Below are 18,077 nucleotides of genomic sequence, written 5' to 3'. Positions count from 1 at the left end.
GGGCATGAGGGTTAGGCTGCACGGAGCATAGAGGCACGCGCCCCTGCATCGGGAACGCGATTTAAAGGCTTAGCACCACTTTTATCGCAAGGGCAATAAATACGACTCCCAGTATTTTATCAAGCCACGGACTTTGCTTGGTAAAACCAAAGCGATTTTTTGAAACCTCTGTCAGTAACGCCACCAGCAAATACCAGCCGGTATCAATTACAAACACGGTTAAACACATAATTATACCCACGTTTAAAGTAAGTAGCTGAGGGTCAATAAATTGCGAGAACAAGGCTAAAAAGAAAATAGCGAGCTTGGGGTTTAAAAACGCAATAGCAAAGCCATCTTGTAAAGCTTGGCCAGCACTTACTTCACTTTTTTGTACTTCAAGTTCGTTATTGCTGGGTTTTGCTAGCAATATTTTTATACCTAAATATGCCAAATAGGCTGCGCCTAAATACACCAGTATTTGATAAACAGTCGGAAACTGCATCATTAAAGCGCCTAGCCCTAATAACGATGCACCTGCGTATAACCCAACACCAGTACCATGGCTGAGCGCGGCAAGCATTCCGTTTTTCATACTGCCGTTAAATGAGTGCTTTAAAACCACCGCTAAACTTGGCCCTGGCGACATTGCGCCCATCATACAAATAGCCGCTAGGCTTAACCATACTGTAAATGTCATTTAAAACTCTTCATTTTCAATAAGTAATGTATAACCATGCACTTTCCCATAAAAGCCTGTCAATGGCACTGCGTTTACTACTTTCCAGCCATCTTGGTTTAATTCCTGTATGCGGTCATTCAGTGCGGCTATATCTACGCCACCCAAAAAACGGGTCTTTCTAAATTCGATTACTTTTTGCATTTTAATCCTTGTGTATCTTATACCAATTCGCTTATTTAAGTGATCTTTTTTGAGGACGGAAAAACGTGTTGATAGCTAGGCAAAAAATTCGCTATTTAGTTGTTCTAAATGAGAATTTTTTAACGCAGGTAGCGACACGTTTAGGCCCGCAAAATGATTAAGTAATATTGCGGATTGGTATCATAAGGTGTATTCAAAATCGTAGTAGTGAATCCCTTGCTCAATACGTATTTTCATACTGCCCGTTAACCCTTCTAGCTCATGGGTGCCTGAGTCGGGAATTACATTTAAAATTAGGCTGTCTTGACCTTTATCCATTGTACCAAAATGCTGTAGTACAAAGCTGCCTTTTTTACCTTCAAGCTCGCCTATTACTTGCTCTATGGCAACATAACCAGCACTGCCCTGCGTAGGAGTCATGGCGCTTAGCATTTCGCCTTGGCTGGTGGCATTTAAGCTACCTTTAAATGTTTTATCTATCGACATACGCCCTAAATTAACGCCGTTTTGGCCGCTTGCGTAGCCTTCTATAGGGGCTAGGTTTACATTAAATTCTCCACTTACGGTTGCAGTAGTCATAACGTTTCCTTATTGATGCTAATGTTTAAAAGTATTGATTTTTATTATCTTAGTGCCATATCTATACCTTAACCTTTAAAAAGAATCCACTATGTCAAAAACAAGCCCTAAGCCCGAAAAAGCCGCTTTTAGTAGTTTATTACCTATTTTTGCGTTTATTAAACCGTATAAATGGATTGTAGTGGCGGCACTTGGCGCCCTTTTAGTCACCGCTGGTGTTAACTTATCATTAGGGCAAGGCGTTAAATTTGTCATAGATCATGGTTTTATTGCAGGCTCCCAAGCACAGTTGCAACACGCTGTATTAGTGCTTATTGGTTTAATTAGTTTATTGGCCGTGGGCACCTTTAGCCGCTTTTATTTAATGTCGTGGATTGGCGAACGCGTTAGTAACGATATTCGCAAAGCGGTGTTTAATCGCATTGTTACCTTGCACCCAAGCTACTTTGAAGAAAACCGCAGTGGCGAGCTGATGTCGCGTTTAACAACCGACACCACCTTGCTGCAATCGATTATTGGCTCATCGTTTTCTATGGCGCTGCGCAGTGCATTAATGTTGGTGGGCGGCTTGGTAATGCTGTTAGTGACTAACTTAAAGCTTACCCTTGTCGTTGTTGCGTGTGTACCGCTGGTATTAGTGCCGATGATGGTATTTGGCAAAAAGGTTCGCAAACTTGCAAGTTCTAGCCAAGATGCAATAGCCGACATAAGCACCTATGCCGGCGAGATCATTCAAAACATAAAAGTAGTACAAAGTTATAGCCACGAACAGCGTGAGCAACACGCCTTTGCTCAAGAAACAGAAAAAGCCTTTAACGTTGCCAAAAGCCGTATTAAGCAGCGCTCTTTTTTAATTGCCGCGGTAATATTTTTAACCTTTAGTGCGATTAGCGTTATGCTCTGGGTAGGCGGTAGTGACGTATTAGCAGGTACAATGACTGGCGGTGAGCTAGGAGCATTTGTGTTTTACGCTATTATGGTGGCCATGTCGGTGGCTACCGTAGCCGAGGTTTACGGCGAGCTTCAACGAGCTGCTGGGGCGGCAGCGCGCCTACTTGAATTACTGGCCGTTAATAGTGAAATTAAAAATCCAGAAAACCCGCAAGACGCTCAACTACAAAATAATGCAGGTTTGCCTGCAATCTCGCTTGAAAATATTAGCTTTAATTATCCGTCTCGCCCTGATGTCAGTGCACTTAACAAAATAAGCTTAAGCATTTCGCAAGGTCAAACAGTGGCTATTGTTGGCCCCTCTGGCGCTGGTAAAACAACTTTATTTGAGCTACTTCAGCGCTTTTACGACCCAGCTAGTGGCACAATAAAATTTCACGATATTGATATCAAGTCACTCTCTTTAAACACCCTACGCGATAAAATGGGCATGGTGGCGCAAAACCCTATTTTATTTAGTTCAGACGTAATGCATAACATTCGTTACGGCAACCCAAACGCCACTGACGAGCAAGTATACGCCGCTGCAAAACATGCCCATGCCGATGAATTTATTAAACAATTACCGCAAGGCTATAATAGCTTTTTAGGTGAGCAAGGCGTAAGGCTTTCGGGTGGGCAAAAGCAGCGTATTGTATTGGCACGCGCTATTTTAAAAGACCCAGAAATACTGCTTTTAGATGAAGCCACCAGTGCACTCGATGCGCAAAGTGAGCACCACGTTCAAGCCGCGCTTGAGCACTTAATGCAAAATCGCACAACGTTAATTATTGCCCATAGGCTGGCAACGGTTAAACATGCCGATGTGATTGTAGTTATGGAAAATGGGGAAATAAAAGCAACGGGGAGCCACCAGCAATTGCTAGCAAGCTCCCCTTTGTATCAGCGTCTTTGTGAATTGCAGTTCAACAAACACTAACCTTCTGTGTTTGGCACTATTTGAATTTCTACACGGCGGTTTTGAGCTCGGCCGTTGGCGCTATCGTTAGTGGCTATTGGGCGGGTTTCGCCGTAGCCTGTAGTGCTAATACGTGCAGCCATAATTTGCTGGTTCACTAAGTAATTTTTAACGCTTTGCGCACGCTCACGCGATAGGTTCATATTGTAGCTGTCTTTACCTGTGCTATCTGTGTGACCTTCTACGCTTAAGTAGGTTTTTTCGTATTTGTTCATTACTTTAGCAATGGCGTTTAGGGTATCGTTAAAACCTGATGAAATATAAGATTGGTCTGTCGCAAAGGTAATGTTAGATGGCATAACTAAACGTAAGTTATCGCCCTCACGTACAACTTCTACCCCTGAGCCTGCTAGTTCATCACGAAACGCTTCTTCTTGCTTATCCATATAATCACCTACAGCAGCACCAGCTAGTGCGCCAATAGCTGCACCAATAAAGATACGCTTGTCTTTATGATTACCCGTTGCTTTACCTAATACGCCACCCGCGGCGGCACCAATTGCGGCGCCCTTGCCTGTGTTGTTCATTTCGCAACCGCTTAGCAATACAGCTACCACGGTTACGCTTAAAAGTGATTTAGTTAAAGTCATGTGATGTCCTATTCATTAAGAATTATAAAACGAGTATGCAAATACATGTATGAACAAACTATGAAGAGCATGTTAAAAGCAGTTCGCTTTATACCAATCCACTTAATTAAGTGGATTGGTATTATTTTTAGATTACGAATTAATGTATGCAATTAATAAAAGTGTCATACTCCTTTGTGACAATTTAATGAACTTTAAAAAGGATATAAGCTCAATGTTAGTCGCTATTTTTAGACAGTTTTTTTTACTTGGCTGCATGAGTTTTGGTGGCCCTGCTGCCCATTTAGGCTATTTTAAACGCCACTTTGTAGACACATTAAACTGGTTAAGCGATACCCGCTACGCGCAGCTTATTAGTTTAAGCCAAGCGCTACCTGGGCCTGGTTCAAGCCAAGTGGGCTTTGCAATTGGTGTTGAGCGCGCGGGGGTTATTGGTGGCATTACCGCATTTATCGCTTTTACCTTACCGTCTTTTTTAATCATGTTGTTACTAGCGGTAAGCGCACATCAGTTTGATGTTGTTTACTTTGCTATTATTGCCGGTTTAAAACTATTTGCGGTTGTTATTGTGGCCGATGCAACACTCACTATGGCAAAAAGCTTTTGTACCAGCGTTGCGCTCAAGCTTATCGCAGTAATGAGTACCTTAGCTTTATTACTATTTCCTTTACTTGGCACGCAAATAGCTATTTTAGTAAGTGCCGCTGCTATAGGCGCAATCTGGCCTCTATTACAACTCAACACCCATACTGAGCCAAAAGCAGATACTAAAAGCGCGTTTAGGTGGCTCCCTTTAGGCTTATTTGTATTACTGCTCGCTATTAGCTTTATACCGTTAGGTGATGATCTTGCTTTGTTTGCTCCTTTTTACCAAGCGGGCGCTATGGTATTTGGTGGCGGGCATGTGGTATTGCCTGTATTGCAAGCGGGCGTACCAGCGCTTAGTAACGATCAATTTTTAAGTGCGTATGCTAGTGCTCAGGCAATTCCTGGCCCCATGTTTACAATAGCCACATACTTAGGCGCGCAGCTTACTTCAGAGCAACCCTTAATAGGGGCCATAGCTGCAACCCTACTTATTTTTACACCGGGTTTTTTATTAATGCTGGCGTTTCAAAAAAGCTGGTTAAACCTGGCAAGTAAACCTCGCTTTGCAAGCTCTATTGCGGCGCTTAACGCTGCCGTAGTTGGCTTTTTAGCGGCGGCGTTGTACTCACCTATTTGGACATCGGCCGTCCACAATCTATGGCAGGTTGCACTAGTTATTGCCGCTTTTGCATGGCTAAGAATGAAAAAGCCACCTATTTGGTGGCTATTAGCTTTATTTATTAGTGTGGGCCTTACTCAGCACTATTTACCATTACTTTAAAAGTTGGCTTATCGGTTTGCTGTGCATTAGGTGGGCTTAGTTGCCCGCTAACACTTTGATACGCTCTTAGGCCAAATACAGGCAACACTGCCAATAAGTGATCCATAATTTCGGCTTGTAAATGCTCGTAAGATATCCAGCGTTTATCTTCACTAAAGCAGTAAAACTCAATCGGTAATCCGTGGTTCATTGGTTGTAGCTCACGCACCATAAGCGTAAGTGAGGTATTTATTTTATTATGCTGCTTTAAATAGCCCTCGGCGTAGCGGCGAAACAAGCCTAAGTTAGAAACCGGATCAGGCAATGAAGCAACACGTATATATTCGTGCAGCGGAATAGCCGCATCTATTTGTTTTCTAAATTCATCACTCACTAAACAAATGCTATGCATGTCTATATTAAGTGAGCGCTTGATACGTCGGCCACCAGACTCTTGCATTCCGCGCCAGTTCTTAAACGAGCCCGCTACCAGCATATAAGTAGGTATAGTGGTTATGGTGTTATCCCAGTTACGCACTTTTACGGTGTTTAGGCCTAAATCTATTACTTCACCGTCGGCACCGTAGTTTTCTACTTGAATCCAATCACCGTAAGTAACTAATCGGTTTGCCGCAATTTGGATACTGGCTACAAAACCTAAAATAGTGTCTTTAAATACTAATAAAGTAACGGCGGCTATGGCACCAAAACCAGAGAGAATATAAGTAGGTGATTTTTCAAGCACTATGCTTACAATTAATATTGCACACACAATAAAAGTAATAAGCTTAACAACCTGCAATAACCCCTGTATTGGCACTTCACGAGCAAAATCTAGCTGGTTATAAATGGCCCCAGCAATACTTACAATGCTGCTAAAAATAAAGCCTACATAAATAATTAATATACCTTGGCCAATGGTTTTTAGTATTTCTGCACTGAGTTCATTAACAGGGTAAACACTGTCGAAGGTTGCTAAAAAAAGCACGCTACATAACATACCTGCTATGCGCTTATTCAATTTGGTGAGCAACGGCGAAAGTAAGCCTATACGTTCAGGAGATAACTTAGTCACCACTTTTTGAATGCCTGGCAGCATTAATCGGCGAGTAAATAAATACACCACCAGCAAAGAAAGCACACCAATAGAGGCTGCAGTAATTGCACTTAAAAAATCTGCGTCGGGTACTTTTTCAAACCAAGGAGCAATTAACTCCTGCAGGTGGGTATTGGTCATAGTGTTTCTACTTCCTTACTTATGTGTGGCTCAGGTAAATCGTGTTGAGCATAAATGCTGGTAAGTTGCGCGTCTTTAGCAACCCATAGCTCATTAACGTACTTTTGAAAACTGCTTCTAAATACTTTGTCGTGTTGGTAACTACCTAACATCTGCTGGTTAATAGCCAACACATCAATAGAAACATAAATCGAATCAAGCTCGCCCTTTAAAATATTGCGACAAACATGGCTTGTGCTGCCGCTGTACATCACACTGGTATTTAACATGGCATCAAATTGCTCGCCTAGTACCTCAAGAGCGAAAGCAATACCACCTGCTTTGGGCTTTAATAAGTACTTAAACGGGCTTTGCTGTTGTGCATGTTTAGCAGGTGTGTAGCGGGTGCCCTCTACAAAATTGATAATGGTGGTGGGGTTATCTCTAAAGTTACGGCAACTGTGTTTGGTGCGCTCAACGTCTAACCCTTTTAATTTGGGGTTTTTAGCCAGCTGGGCTTTAGTAACGCGCTTCATAAAAGGCATACCCATAGCCCATGCGCCAGAGCCAATGAAAGGTACGTACTTTAATTCATCTTTTAAAAAAAACTTTGGGGCTGGTAATACATTAATTGAACTAAGCACTACAATATCTAACCAGCTCATATGATTACAAATTAGTAAGTACCAACTTTGCGAGTTTACATCGCCGTTAATATTGATGTTTATGTTAGCGCAGCCAAGCCATAAACCAAGCCTATTGCCATTACACCAGCCTCGGTACAGACTGTGCAGCATAGTGTTAATTATAGATAAAGGTAGTAAAAGCTTTATTAAACCTAGTAGTAAAACTAAGGAGCCAAAAATAATTAAATTTGAAAAAAACACGCAGCCTACAATTAAGCCATTGAGCCAATTTGGTAACCACTTTTTTAGCATAATTGTAAGCCCATTTTGTTGCCTTATTATTTATGGTTTTGTTCGAGCTGCTGAATTGTTTGCTCTTTTTCTTCCCATAAGCGGTTTAATTCACCTTGAAAGCCGACTCTAAACTCAGAGTCGCCAGTGTAATCACCTATTAGCTCTTCGCTTACTGGGCGAATGTCTACATGCACATTAATTTGCTTCACTTTGCCGCCGGCAAAGTCCATAAACGTAGGAATGCCATCGGGGTAATGGATTGTTACATTCACCACTTTAGAGATTTGCTCACCCATGGCTTGCATTACAAATGCAATCCCACCTGCTTTTGGTTTTAATAAATGTGGAAAAGGGCTGTTTTGACGTGCGTGTTTTTGCGTAGTAAAACGTGTACCTTCTACAAAGTTAACAATGCTTACTGGCATTTCTTTAAATTTTTCGCAAGCTTTACGGGTGGTTTCTATGTCTTTACCACGTAGCTTTGGGTTCTTTTTTAGCTGTGCTTTACTGGTACGGGTCATAAATGGAAAGTCGAGCGCCCACCAGCACACACCTAAAATTGGCACGTAAATAAGCTCTTTTTTTAAAAAAAAGTTTAAAAAAGGTATTTTTCGATTAAATACACGCTGCAGCACTAATATATCTACCCAGCTTTGATGATTAGCAATTACTAAGTACCAGTCTTTTAATTTGGTTTCTTCAAGTCCAGTCACATTAATTTTAGTTGGCGTGAATAAGCGTTGGTTAATGCTATTAACCGACACCCAAATAGTGGCACACTGCTTAGCAACCCAGCTTAAAAACTTTTGAATAGGTTTGATAGGGATTAATTTTAATAGCCCACAAATAAAAATAGGTAAAAACCAAATAAGTGTGTTTATTGTGTAAAGTAAAATACTAAATACACTACGAATTACTGACATTTATTTCTATTCCTTTAAACAATGCGCAGCAAACAACCGCGCTTTTAACACTGAGTATGTAAAGTTAATCTTCAAAGTAAGTGTAACCTTCAAGGCCGGCATTTAGTTCAGCTAAATAGCCTGCTTTACACTGCTCAGACACTGCTAGCTTGTTGACCAATAGTTCAAAGTTTTGTGCCAAAATGGCGCTATCATAGTCAACAAACTTTAATACATCCTTAACGCTATCACCTTTTATAGCATTGGTTAACACATAGCCCTCATCGTTTAGCTCTACATGTACTGAATCTGTGTCGCCAAATAGGTTATGTAGGTCACCTAAAATTTCTTGGTAAGCTCCCACCATAAACATGGCTATATGGTATTGCTCGCCATGTTGATATTCAGGTATAGGTAAACTGGTTTCTATGCCTGCACCTTCTACGTACTCACGAATTTGTCCGTCAGAGTCACAGGTAATATCTTGAATAATCGCACGCTGCGTAAGTGGCTTATCTAGGTTTTCGATTGGCATAACCGGGAACAACTGCTCAATGCCCCATACATCAGGTAACGACTGAAACAGTGAAAAGTTAACAAATAGTTTGTCGGCTAACTTTTCGTGTAAATCGTCAAGCACTTCGCGGTGCGCACGCGCGTTATTGCTAAGTGATGCTCGCACTCGGTGCAAAATAGTAAAATATAACTGCTCTATTTTCGCCCACTCTAGCATGCTTACTAACCCATGCACGTATTGGTCATGGGCTTCGCTAAATAGGTGCATTGCATCGTGGTAAATCTCTAGCGCCATACGCGGGTTTAAACGTTGTAAACACTGCCACATTTCATCAAGTACTAACGCGCTATTTTGAAGTGGCGGCTCAGGGTTTGGATGATTTGGCGCTTTTTCTACGTCTATCACATCGGTAATTAACACCGCGTGGTGCGCTGTTAAAGCACGCCCTGATTCGGTAATAATGGCAGGGTGCGTTAAGCTATGCTGATCACACACCTCAGCAAAAGCGTTAACCACATTACGTGCGTATTCTTCAACGGTGTAGTTCATCGAGCACGCACTACGTGAGCCTGAGCCTTCGTAATCTACGCCTAAGCCACCGCCTACATCAACGGTATTGAGCGGTACACCTAGCTGAGTAAGTTCAGCAAAGTGGCGTGCACATTCGCGCAGGGCGCGGTGTATGTCGCGTATATTGGCAATTTGAGAGCCAATATGAAAATGCACCATTTGCATTAAATGCAATTTATTATGCTTTTTAAGCACCTCAACAGCACTAAGCACTTGGCCTGCGGTTAAGCCAAATTTACCTTTTTCGCCCCCGGTATTTTGCCACTTGCCTTTACCTACCGAGTTTAAGCGAATGCGTATACCAATGGCTGGCTCTATGCCAAGGTTATCTATTTCCTCAAGTAAAGTAGTGAGTTCTGATAATTTTTCGACCACTATTTTAACACTGTGCCCCATAGCTTGACCAATACAAGCTAAACGTAAAAATTCACTGTCTTTATAGCCATTGCACACAATAGTAATGGGCTTATCAGCTATGCCTAAAATTGCCATTAGCTCGGGTTTTGAGCCAGCCTCAAGGCCAACTAAACCACTTGGGTGCGCCAATAGCTTACTTACCACAGAGCGCTGCTGATTAACCTTTATTGGGTATACACACGTATACTTGCCTTTGTACTCGCGGTTGCTTTGAGCAAGCGTAAATGCATTAGTAAGCGTATCTACGCGGTTTTTTAAAATATCGGTAAAGCGAACTAATACCGGTAAGGTTAAACCTTGCTGCTTAAATTGTTCTGTGAGCTGCGTTAAAGAAATCGCATTTTTAGATTGGTCGCCATCTGGGTAAGCAACCAGCTCGCCTTGTGCGTTAATATCAAAATAGCCATCGCTCCAATGAGCAACATTATATGTAGCGCGTGCTGTTTCTAAACCCCAAGTCATGGCAACTCTTCTTTAATCAATTAGCTATAAAGGCGCATTTTAATACGTCACTATCCCCTACGCTAACAAAAATTGAACTTTAACTCGATACTGGCTAACTTTATTGGCTAAGCAGTTAAAATTTCATTGAGCAAAACGCAAAGCGCTGGCAAAATTGCCCCCTTTTCATACTCAACTTAAAAAGTGTAAAAGCAACTATGGCAAATTTAGATCAAAGTAAGTGGTTTACAGAAATTAGCGACCGTGATGGTAGCGCATTTTCATTGCGTATTAACAAAAAGTTGGATGAAAAACAGTCTCCTTTTCAAAAGGTAGAAATGTTCGAAACCACAGACTTTGGTAATTTAATGATCATCGATGGTTGCACCATGGTTAGCACTCGTGAAAACTTTTTTTACCATGAGATGATCAGCCACCCTGCACTTTTAGCGCACCCAAATCCTAAAAATGTGGTCATTATTGGCGGCGGCGATTGCGGTACATTACGTGAAGTATTAAAACACCCAGGCGTAGAAACCGTAACCCAAATAGATATAGACGAAGTAGTAACGCAAATGTCGTTAAAATACTTCCCAGAGCTTTGTGAGTCTAACAACGATACACGCGCAACCGTTATGTTTGATGATGGCATTAAATACATGCGCGAAGCTGCGAGCGAGTCTATTGATGTTGTTATTGTTGATGGCACAGACCCAGTAGGCCCAGGCGAGGGGTTATTTAACCACGCGTTTTACACGAGCTGCTTAAATGCACTTCGCCCGGGCGGTATTTTAGTGCAGCAAAGCGAATCACCATTAATGCATATGCCACTATTAGTAGAAATGCGTGAGGCTATGTTAAATGTAGGCTTTAACGATTTACAAACACTGCCATTTCCACAGCCAATTTACCCAAGCGGTTTATGGTCGGTAACGCTTGCTCGTAAATCACAAGCATTTAATGGCTTTAGAGAAGCCGATGCAGAGCAAGTTGCACAGCAAAGCGAATACTACAACAGCGGTATTCATCACGGCGCACTTGCTACACCAAACTTTATGAAACGCGCATTTGATAAAAAATAATTCACACTTTTTTTGAAACTAAAAGGGAGCTTTAAAAGCTCCCTTTTTTGTACTTTAAAAACGCCATTGAGCGTTAGCCATAAGTTGCTGCTGCGATATTCGCTGAGCAAACCCACTACCCGGCCTATTTTGTACAAAGCTATGCAGCGCTGAACCCTCAACACCTATTTGTACCGTATCGGTTAATTGGTAACGCCACGTAGCTGTTAAGCCTTCGCCGTGGCTGGCGTTAGGGTCAAACGCGGTGGTGTCATCGTCATCTACTTTAAAATAGTCATACCTAAGCGATACCCTATGCTTACCCGCCTTATGGCTTAGCATTAAATAATGGCTGTAAAAACGGTTATAAATAAGCTTATTAGCGCCCATTTCAGTTTTACCATCGAGTAGCTGGGCAATAAAACGGGTTTTTCCTGTCAATTTATATAACCACGCTAAGCTGCTAAAGCGAGTATGCCAAGCGTATTGCCCTGTTGTGCGATTAAAAACGCTCGGATCGGCGTTATTATCGTAATAATAAAACCTAAACTGCGAGCGCTTTAAATAATCCCAATGCACACCGGCATAGTAGCCAAAACGACCATCAACTTCTTCAAATGGCAGTACTTGGTTAGCTTGCCAGCGTAATTCGTCGCTATTTAATGCCGCAATAGGTGCAAATTGTACACTTTCGCTAAAGGTTGTTTGCCTATCGTGCAATGCAAATCCGCGCCACGAAAGTAACGTCCCTGTTGGGTCGTTTCCTTTGTAAATAGCTGCGCTCACACTAAAGCTGTGCTTAGAATTAAAACGTTTTCCGGGGCGCTTAATACTAAGCTCGCCACCGACGGTGCGAAGCTCTTCGCCTATCCAACTATTAATGGCTGAATTAGTATAATTGTAAGGTGAAGTCCAGCCTATATCGGGGTTTTCTAGCGACATACTAGGATAAAACCCACCGAGCTTTACATGCCATTTATAACGGCTGTTTACTAACGGCTGATACTGTAAATACGCTTGGCTTAAACCTAAAGTAGTTTTCGGCTCTTGATTGGCATTAACAACGGCATGTGCGCGCCAAGCACTACTTAAATCGGCCTTAAAGTCTATAATTCCTTGCGATAACAAAATGCTATCACTGCTATCCCCATGGCGATATAAACCAATACCGCCATCTTGAAAGCTTTGTGTATCATCGCTTGCAACCGCACGTACCTGAATAAGCCCTTTAACTTGCGAAAAAGCCGGTAGGCTCATAAAAAGCAAGCCAAGTATTACTGTATTTTTGCGCTTAATAGTCATCAAATTCATCCGTAGCAAAGTCTATTTGCTCGGCTATGGCCTGCTTTACGGTGTAGTGTATAGGTGACTCGCTCACATTAACGCTGTGGGTTTCTACGTTGCTTATATCGCTAAAGCCAGAATGCCATACGCTCATGCTGTATTGCCCATTAGGGGCAGTTAAATTAACCACACCGTTATTGTCGGTAATTGCAAAAACGGTGCTATCAACCACCACAATATAGCCTAGCATCCAGTCATGAATATTACAGCCAAGTTCAACCACCCCTGTTTGATCAAATGTTATGGGCGCTTTAGGTTGCTCTTTGTAAAGTTTCAACTCAAAGGTTTTAGCTTTAGAAAACGAATAAACATGGTGCATGATAGAGTCGGCATTAGGAAACTCTACCTTTGCATTTTGCGGAACCACTAACGTACGTGGCGTAAACTCGCGGTTTTTTTGGCTCATTGCATAGGTTTTACTTGCTTGGTTACTAGCCTCAATGGGCGCCCCGCTTAGCCACACTACCGCATTTGCTAAAGGCTGATTATTGGCATTTTTTATAGTTATTGTTGTTGCTGCTACGCAAGTACTCATACTTAGCAGTAATACACTGAGTAAGGGTTTTATCATGGGGCTAATCGCTATTATCAATTTGTTTACATTATAGACCGATTAAACCGTTAAATTCTTTCTATTTTTTAAAAGATTGAATACGTATGTAGACAGTCGCATTAACAACTCAGTGCCATTATCCTTAAAGGTCACCACCGACTCATCAAAGGACACACAATGAGAACATCCGCACTTTTACTACTGGCGTTTGCTGGCAATAGCTTTGCACAAACCGCTGTAGTTGAATCACCTAATTCACAAATAAAAGTGACTATTTCAGATGAAAATAGCACACCCAGCTACGCTATTAGCTTTAAAAACAAACCCGCTATAAACGCCTCGCGCTTGGGTTTTGAATTTAAAACCCAAGCCGCATTTAGCGATGGTTTTAAAATTACCCATGTTAAGCAGCAAAGCCTAAATACCCAGTGGCAACAACCTTGGGGCGAGCGACAAACGGTTACTGATAAACACAACGAAGTTGCGGTTACGTTTACAAAAAACGAGCCTAATGGGGCAACCTACACAGTGCGCTTTAGAGCTTTTGATAGTGGCGTTGGGTTTAGATACGAAGTACCAAAACAAGCAGGCTTTGAGCAAACACACATTACCAAAGAGCTCACCGAGTTTGCCATTAACAATAACAACAATGCCACCGCCTGGTGGATACCCGCCCGCGGTTGGAACCGATACGAATACGTTTACAACACCACTGCATTAAATGACGTCCCCCTTGCACACACGCCGTTCACCTTAAAAACCAATGACGGTACCCATATAAGTATTCATGAAGCAGCCTTAGTTGATTACGCAGGTATGGTGCTTAATCAACGCCGCCCAGGCACTTTTAATGCCGATTTAACACCGTGGTCAGACGGCATTGCTGTTAAAAAGCAAGGGGCGTTTAATACCCCTTGGCGCACCATTCAAATTGCCGACAGCGCGGTTGGCTTAGTCAATTCAGACATAATATTAAATTTAAACGAGCCTAATAAACTCGGTGATGTATCGTGGGTAAAACCTGGTAAATACGTGGGTATTTGGTGGGGCATGCATATAAACACGCAAACCTGGGGCAGCGGCGAAAAGCACGGTGCCACCACACAAACCACCAAATACTACATGGACTTTGCCGCAGAATATGGCTTTGATGGCGTACTAGTAGAAGGCTGGAACATAGGCTGGGACGGTGACTGGTTTTTTAATGGCGATGTATTTAGTTTTACACAACCCTACGACGACTTTGATATAGCGGCCCTTACTCAATATGGCAAACAAAAAGGCGTGCAGTTAATTGGCCACCACGAAACATCGGGTAATGTAAGTAACTATCGCGACCAAATGGACGAGGCCTTTGCCCTTTACGAAAAATCAAACGTAAGCCAAGTTAAAACGGGTTATGTAGCCGACGGCGGTAATATAAAGCGCATAGACGAAAACGGCATTGCCCGTCATGAGTGGCACGATGGCCAATTTATGGTTAACGAGTACCTTTACAATGTAAAGCTGGCTGCTAAACATAAAATTAGTATTAACACCCACGAGCCAATAAAAGACACCGGCCTGCGTCGTACCTACCCAAATTGGATTGCCCGCGAAGGGGCACGCGGACAAGAGTTTAATGCATGGGGTACGCCGCCTAACCCACCAGAGCATATTCCTATGCTGGCGTTTACCCGTATGCTGGCAGGGCCTATGGACTTTACCCCTGGCATTTTTGATATGAGCTTTAATGGCTTAGGCGATAATACAAACCGCCCGCAAACAACGCTTGCCAAGCAGCTTGCACTGTATGTAGTGCTATATAGTCCGATTCAAATGGCCGCCGACTTACCTAAAAACTATTTAGCTAAGCCTGATGCATTTCAATTTATTCAAGACGTACCCACCGATTGGCAGCAAAGCATTGCGCTTGATGGCGAAGTGGGCGATTTTATTGTATTTGCCCGTAAAGAGCGTAAACGCGATAAATACTCAGGAAACGACTGGTACTTAGGCGCCGTAACCGATGAAAAAGCCCGTACTATTGAGGTAAAACTCGACTTTTTAGAAAAGGGTAAAAAGTTTGAAGCGCAGATATACCAAGACGGTAAAAACGCTGAATGGAAAAACAATCCGTACGATTTAGATATCGAAAAGCGCATAGTTAGCGCAAACGACAAGCTCACTTTAAAACTAGCAACAAGTGGTGGTACAGCAATCCGTTTTAAAGCACTTTAAGTTTTAACGCTATTAGGGCATGTTTATCTTTCGAGGTTGAATTTGTAGCAGTTTGTTTGGTATTTAGGCAAGGCAGAGCCTATGTAGTGTGGTTATTCCCCATAAATAGGCGATAACGCAGCATAAATGCCAAACAGGCGCTGCCCGAAGGGTTCTGTCTAGGGGCAATTTACTCTTTGTTGCTCGATTTTTACTTAGCCCACTAGGTTACAAACCTCGCGCCGCGATTAAATTGCCCCTAGTTTGAACAAATTTTAATCCTGAAAGGTCAACAGGCCCTAAAGTTATTGAAATAGCCAACTCTGCACAGCTTACTGTGCAGAGTTTTGTATTTTTATCGGTAAATAAATTTGTGCACTTAGACCGCCCTCTGGGCGGTTTTCAAGCTTAACTTTACCATCGTGCATATCAATAATACGCTTAATAATGGCAAGGCCTAAACCACTACCTTCGCTGCCACGCGCTGCATCTCCTTGCTTAAAGGGTTCGAACACTGATTCAAGTTCGCTTTCTGGAATGCCTGGCCCGTTATCGTTTACCGCTATCACAACGTATTTTTTGTTTGAATTAAAGTAGCTTAATACTTCTATGTCGCCGTCAGAATAACGCAGCGCATTTTCAATCATGTTAGTAATTACACGTTTAATAGCCACACTGCTTAACGGAACAAGTCCCACGCTAGGGTTACCTTTAAAGGTAATAACACGCTGATGTTTAAGCTCACAATTAACCACTTCAGACACGAGTGCGTTTATGTCTTCGCAAACAAGCTCATCTGTTTTGTGGTGGCGTAAATACTCAATAAATTGATCGATAATGCCGTTCATATCTTCAATATCGTATATGATGCCCTCACGAAGGTAGTCATCCTCATCGCTCATCATTTCGGTTGCAAGACGAATACGAGTAAGCGGAGTGCGTAAATCGTGAGAAACACCAGCCATGAGTAAACGGCGGTCGTTTTCAAGAGCAGCAATGCCACGCGACATTTGGTTAAATGCACGGGTCACCTCTATTACTTCACTGGAGCCCTCTTCTTCAAGCTTAGAGCTAAAATCGCCCTTACCTACTTTCACAGCAGCTTGCTGCAACGCCTTTAATGGCCGGTTTAAGTGCCTCGCAAATAGCCAGCCACCTAATACACTTAAAAAACCAATACTTGATAAGTAAAAGGTTAAAAATTCGAGATTGTTTTCTTGATACCCGCTAAGCGGTACTTTTACCCAATACCCTGGCGCTTGCGGTGCTTCTACCCAATAAATTAGTGGGTCGGTTTGGCTAATGCGCACCCGCGCCGAGCCATTTAATTGCTCAGACATACTACGCGACAGCATCGAGTACTCTCGGGTTTGGCCAAGCCCTTGGCGCATTGCCTCGCGCTGCGTCATCACTTCTATACCGGTAATTTCAAAAAATTTTTCAGATACTTCGTCGTTTATTTCTACGCCGTCTTCCCAGTCTATAAATACCGTTTTAATTTGCTTTGCAAGCATGAGATTTACTTGCTCTATGGTCGGTTTTACAACGTAAAAGCTTACCGTAACATAGGACACTATTTGGTTAATTAGCAGTAAAGCGGCCACTAAAAATACAGTTTGTCCAAACGCACTTCGCGGAAAAAATCCCATATAAACTACTTTTCACCGTCAGGAACAAACACATAACCTAAACCCCAAACCGTTTGAATATAGCGCGGGTTGGCGGCATCTACTTCAATCATGCGGCGAAGTCGCGAAACCTGCACGTCTATACTGCGCTCAAGGGCGCTGTAATCCCGCCCTCGAGCAAGGTTCATTAGTTTATCGCGACTCAGTGGCTCGCGCGGGTGCGATACAAGGGCTTTAAGCACGGCAAATTCTCCGCTGGTGAGCGAAATGGTTTTATCGCCTTCACTCATTTCACGGGTGGCTAAGTTAAGTGTAAATTGGCCAAACGCAATCAGGTTTTCTTCTGCTGCGGGTGCGCCCGGCACTTCTTTAGCACGACGACGTAAAATAGCTTTAATGCGAGCCAGTAATTCGCGCGGATTAAACGGTTTAGGGATGTAGTCATCTGCGCCTAGCTCCAAACCAATAATACGGTCGACCTCATCGCCTTTTGCTGTCAGCATCACAATAGGAATTTCGTTTTCTTTTTGGCGTAGCCGGCGGCAAATTGATAAGCCATCTTCGCCTGGTAGCATTAAATCAAGCACCATTAAGTGAAAGTTTTCTCGCTCAATGAGTCTATCCATTTGCTCTGAGTTTGCGGCGGTTCTAACAATAAACCCCTGCTCTACTAAATAACGCTCTAGTAAGCTGCGCAGGCGCATATCGTCATCAACAACTAATACTTTTGTGGTTTCGTGTCCCATTGTTTGTTTCTTATTTTTATCTCCAATTAATAGTTAATATAAATGAAAAACTTAATAATCAAAATCTAATTGCGCGCTTAGATTGTTACTGAACATTTCAAAGCTTAATTTTTAGGGCGTGCTGATCTTTGCGGATTGAAATTTGTTCAATCTAGGGGCGATTAAATCGCGGCGTGAGGTTTGTAACCTAGTGGGCTAAGTAAAAACCGAGCAAAGCTTACGCGGCCTGCTAACGCGCCTTACCTACATCCATGTAGTCATCTAAGCTTTAATCG

General features: G+C 42.5%; 16 protein-coding genes. 4 read left to right on the top strand and 12 right to left on the bottom strand.

Annotation, left to right across the window (positions count from 1 at the left end):
* Positions 1-61: 61 nt before the first annotated feature.
* From CWC17_RS03945 to CWC17_RS03935, 3 genes are all read right to left on the bottom strand, one after another.
* Positions 62-679: a LysE family translocator gene (locus CWC17_RS03945; RefSeq protein ID WP_138612140.1), complete on the bottom strand. Its 618-nt coding sequence runs from the start codon at positions 677-679 to the stop codon at positions 62-64.
* On the bottom strand, positions 680-862 hold the full coding sequence (locus tag CWC17_RS03940; RefSeq protein WP_055017961.1) for a hypothetical protein: 183 nt from the start codon (positions 860-862) through the stop codon (positions 680-682).
* Between the two features lie 180 nt (positions 863-1,042).
* Positions 1,043-1,441, bottom strand: coding sequence for a DUF3224 domain-containing protein (locus CWC17_RS03935; RefSeq protein ID WP_004587550.1), 399 nt, complete (start codon positions 1,439-1,441; stop codon positions 1,043-1,045).
* Positions 1,442-1,532: 91 nt separating this feature from the next.
* Between CWC17_RS03935 and CWC17_RS03930 the strand changes: the two genes are divergently transcribed.
* Complete coding sequence (locus CWC17_RS03930) at positions 1,533-3,311, top strand: ABC transporter transmembrane domain-containing protein (RefSeq protein ID WP_138612139.1); 1,779 nt, start codon at positions 1,533-1,535, stop codon at positions 3,309-3,311.
* Here the strand turns inward: CWC17_RS03930 and CWC17_RS03925 are convergent.
* A complete protein-coding gene (locus tag CWC17_RS03925; protein WP_004587548.1) occupies positions 3,308-3,940 on the bottom strand; it encodes a YiaD family glycine zipper/OmpA-like lipoprotein in 633 nt (210 codons plus the stop codon). The genes CWC17_RS03930 and CWC17_RS03925 overlap by 4 nt on opposite strands.
* 214 nt (positions 3,941-4,154) lie before the next feature.
* Here CWC17_RS03925 and chrA point away from each other — a divergent pair, with 214 nt between their 5' ends.
* Positions 4,155-5,309 carry a chromate efflux transporter gene (gene chrA, locus CWC17_RS03920; RefSeq protein WP_138612150.1) on the top strand — a complete coding sequence of 385 codons (1,155 nt, stop codon included), beginning with the start codon at positions 4,155-4,157 and terminating at the stop codon, positions 5,307-5,309.
* On the opposite strand, the gene CWC17_RS03915 is transcribed toward chrA, so the two are convergent.
* From CWC17_RS03915 to speA, 4 genes are all read right to left on the bottom strand, one after another.
* Positions 5,281-6,525 (bottom strand): mechanosensitive ion channel family protein, encoded by a 1,245-nt coding sequence (locus CWC17_RS03915; protein WP_138612138.1) that lies wholly within the window; start codon positions 6,523-6,525, stop codon positions 5,281-5,283. The genes chrA and CWC17_RS03915 overlap by 29 nt on opposite strands.
* Positions 6,522-7,442 (bottom strand): 1-acylglycerol-3-phosphate O-acyltransferase, YihG family, encoded by a 921-nt coding sequence (yihG, locus tag CWC17_RS03910; protein WP_138612137.1) that lies wholly within the window; start codon positions 7,440-7,442, stop codon positions 6,522-6,524. The genes CWC17_RS03915 and yihG (CWC17_RS03910) overlap by 4 nt, the downstream gene beginning before the upstream one ends.
* Before the next feature lie 26 nt (positions 7,443-7,468).
* The gene (gene yihG, locus CWC17_RS03905; RefSeq protein WP_138612136.1) at positions 7,469-8,347 is read right to left on the bottom strand and encodes a 1-acylglycerol-3-phosphate O-acyltransferase, YihG family; all 879 of its coding nucleotides are present in this window, start codon (positions 8,345-8,347) and stop codon (positions 7,469-7,471) included.
* Positions 8,348-8,411: 64 nt separating this feature from the next.
* On the bottom strand, positions 8,412-10,292 hold the full coding sequence (speA, locus tag CWC17_RS03900) for a biosynthetic arginine decarboxylase (RefSeq protein ID WP_138541013.1): 1,881 nt from the start codon (positions 10,290-10,292) through the stop codon (positions 8,412-8,414).
* A gap of 197 nt (positions 10,293-10,489) precedes the next feature.
* Between speA and speE the strand changes: the two genes are divergently transcribed.
* Positions 10,490-11,353, top strand: a complete 864-nt coding sequence (gene speE / locus CWC17_RS03895; protein ID WP_055019701.1) for a polyamine aminopropyltransferase — start codon at positions 10,490-10,492, stop codon at positions 11,351-11,353.
* Between the two features lie 54 nt (positions 11,354-11,407).
* On the opposite strand, the gene CWC17_RS03890 is transcribed toward speE, so the two are convergent.
* Together CWC17_RS03890 and CWC17_RS03885 are read right to left on the bottom strand one after the other, a co-directional pair.
* Complete coding sequence (locus CWC17_RS03890; RefSeq protein WP_138541012.1) at positions 11,408-12,634, bottom strand: hypothetical protein; 1,227 nt, start codon at positions 12,632-12,634, stop codon at positions 11,408-11,410.
* Positions 12,624-13,247, bottom strand: coding sequence for a cupredoxin domain-containing protein (locus CWC17_RS03885; RefSeq protein ID WP_138612135.1), 624 nt, complete (start codon positions 13,245-13,247; stop codon positions 12,624-12,626). The genes CWC17_RS03890 and CWC17_RS03885 overlap by 11 nt, the downstream gene beginning before the upstream one ends.
* A 159-nt stretch (positions 13,248-13,406) precedes the next feature.
* Here CWC17_RS03885 and CWC17_RS03880 point away from each other — a divergent pair, with 159 nt between their 5' ends.
* Positions 13,407-15,449: a glycoside hydrolase family 97 protein gene (locus CWC17_RS03880; protein WP_138612134.1), complete on the top strand. Its 2,043-nt coding sequence runs from the start codon at positions 13,407-13,409 to the stop codon at positions 15,447-15,449.
* Between the two features lie 311 nt (positions 15,450-15,760).
* Here the strand turns inward: CWC17_RS03880 and envZ are convergent, their stop codons facing one another.
* Positions 15,761-17,077, bottom strand: a complete 1,317-nt coding sequence (gene envZ / locus CWC17_RS03875) for a two-component system sensor histidine kinase EnvZ (RefSeq protein ID WP_138541009.1) — start codon at positions 17,075-17,077, stop codon at positions 15,761-15,763.
* Between the two features lie 5 nt (positions 17,078-17,082).
* Positions 17,083-17,802, bottom strand: coding sequence for an osmolarity response regulator transcription factor OmpR (gene ompR, locus CWC17_RS03870; protein WP_089348882.1), 720 nt, complete (start codon positions 17,800-17,802; stop codon positions 17,083-17,085).
* Positions 17,803-18,077: the final 275 nt, after the last annotated feature.

The organism is Pseudoalteromonas sp. S3785 (assembly GCF_005887365.1).
Classification (GTDB): Bacteria; Pseudomonadota; Gammaproteobacteria; order Enterobacterales; family Alteromonadaceae; genus Pseudoalteromonas.
This window is presented reverse-complemented; position numbering and strand designations above follow the sequence as displayed.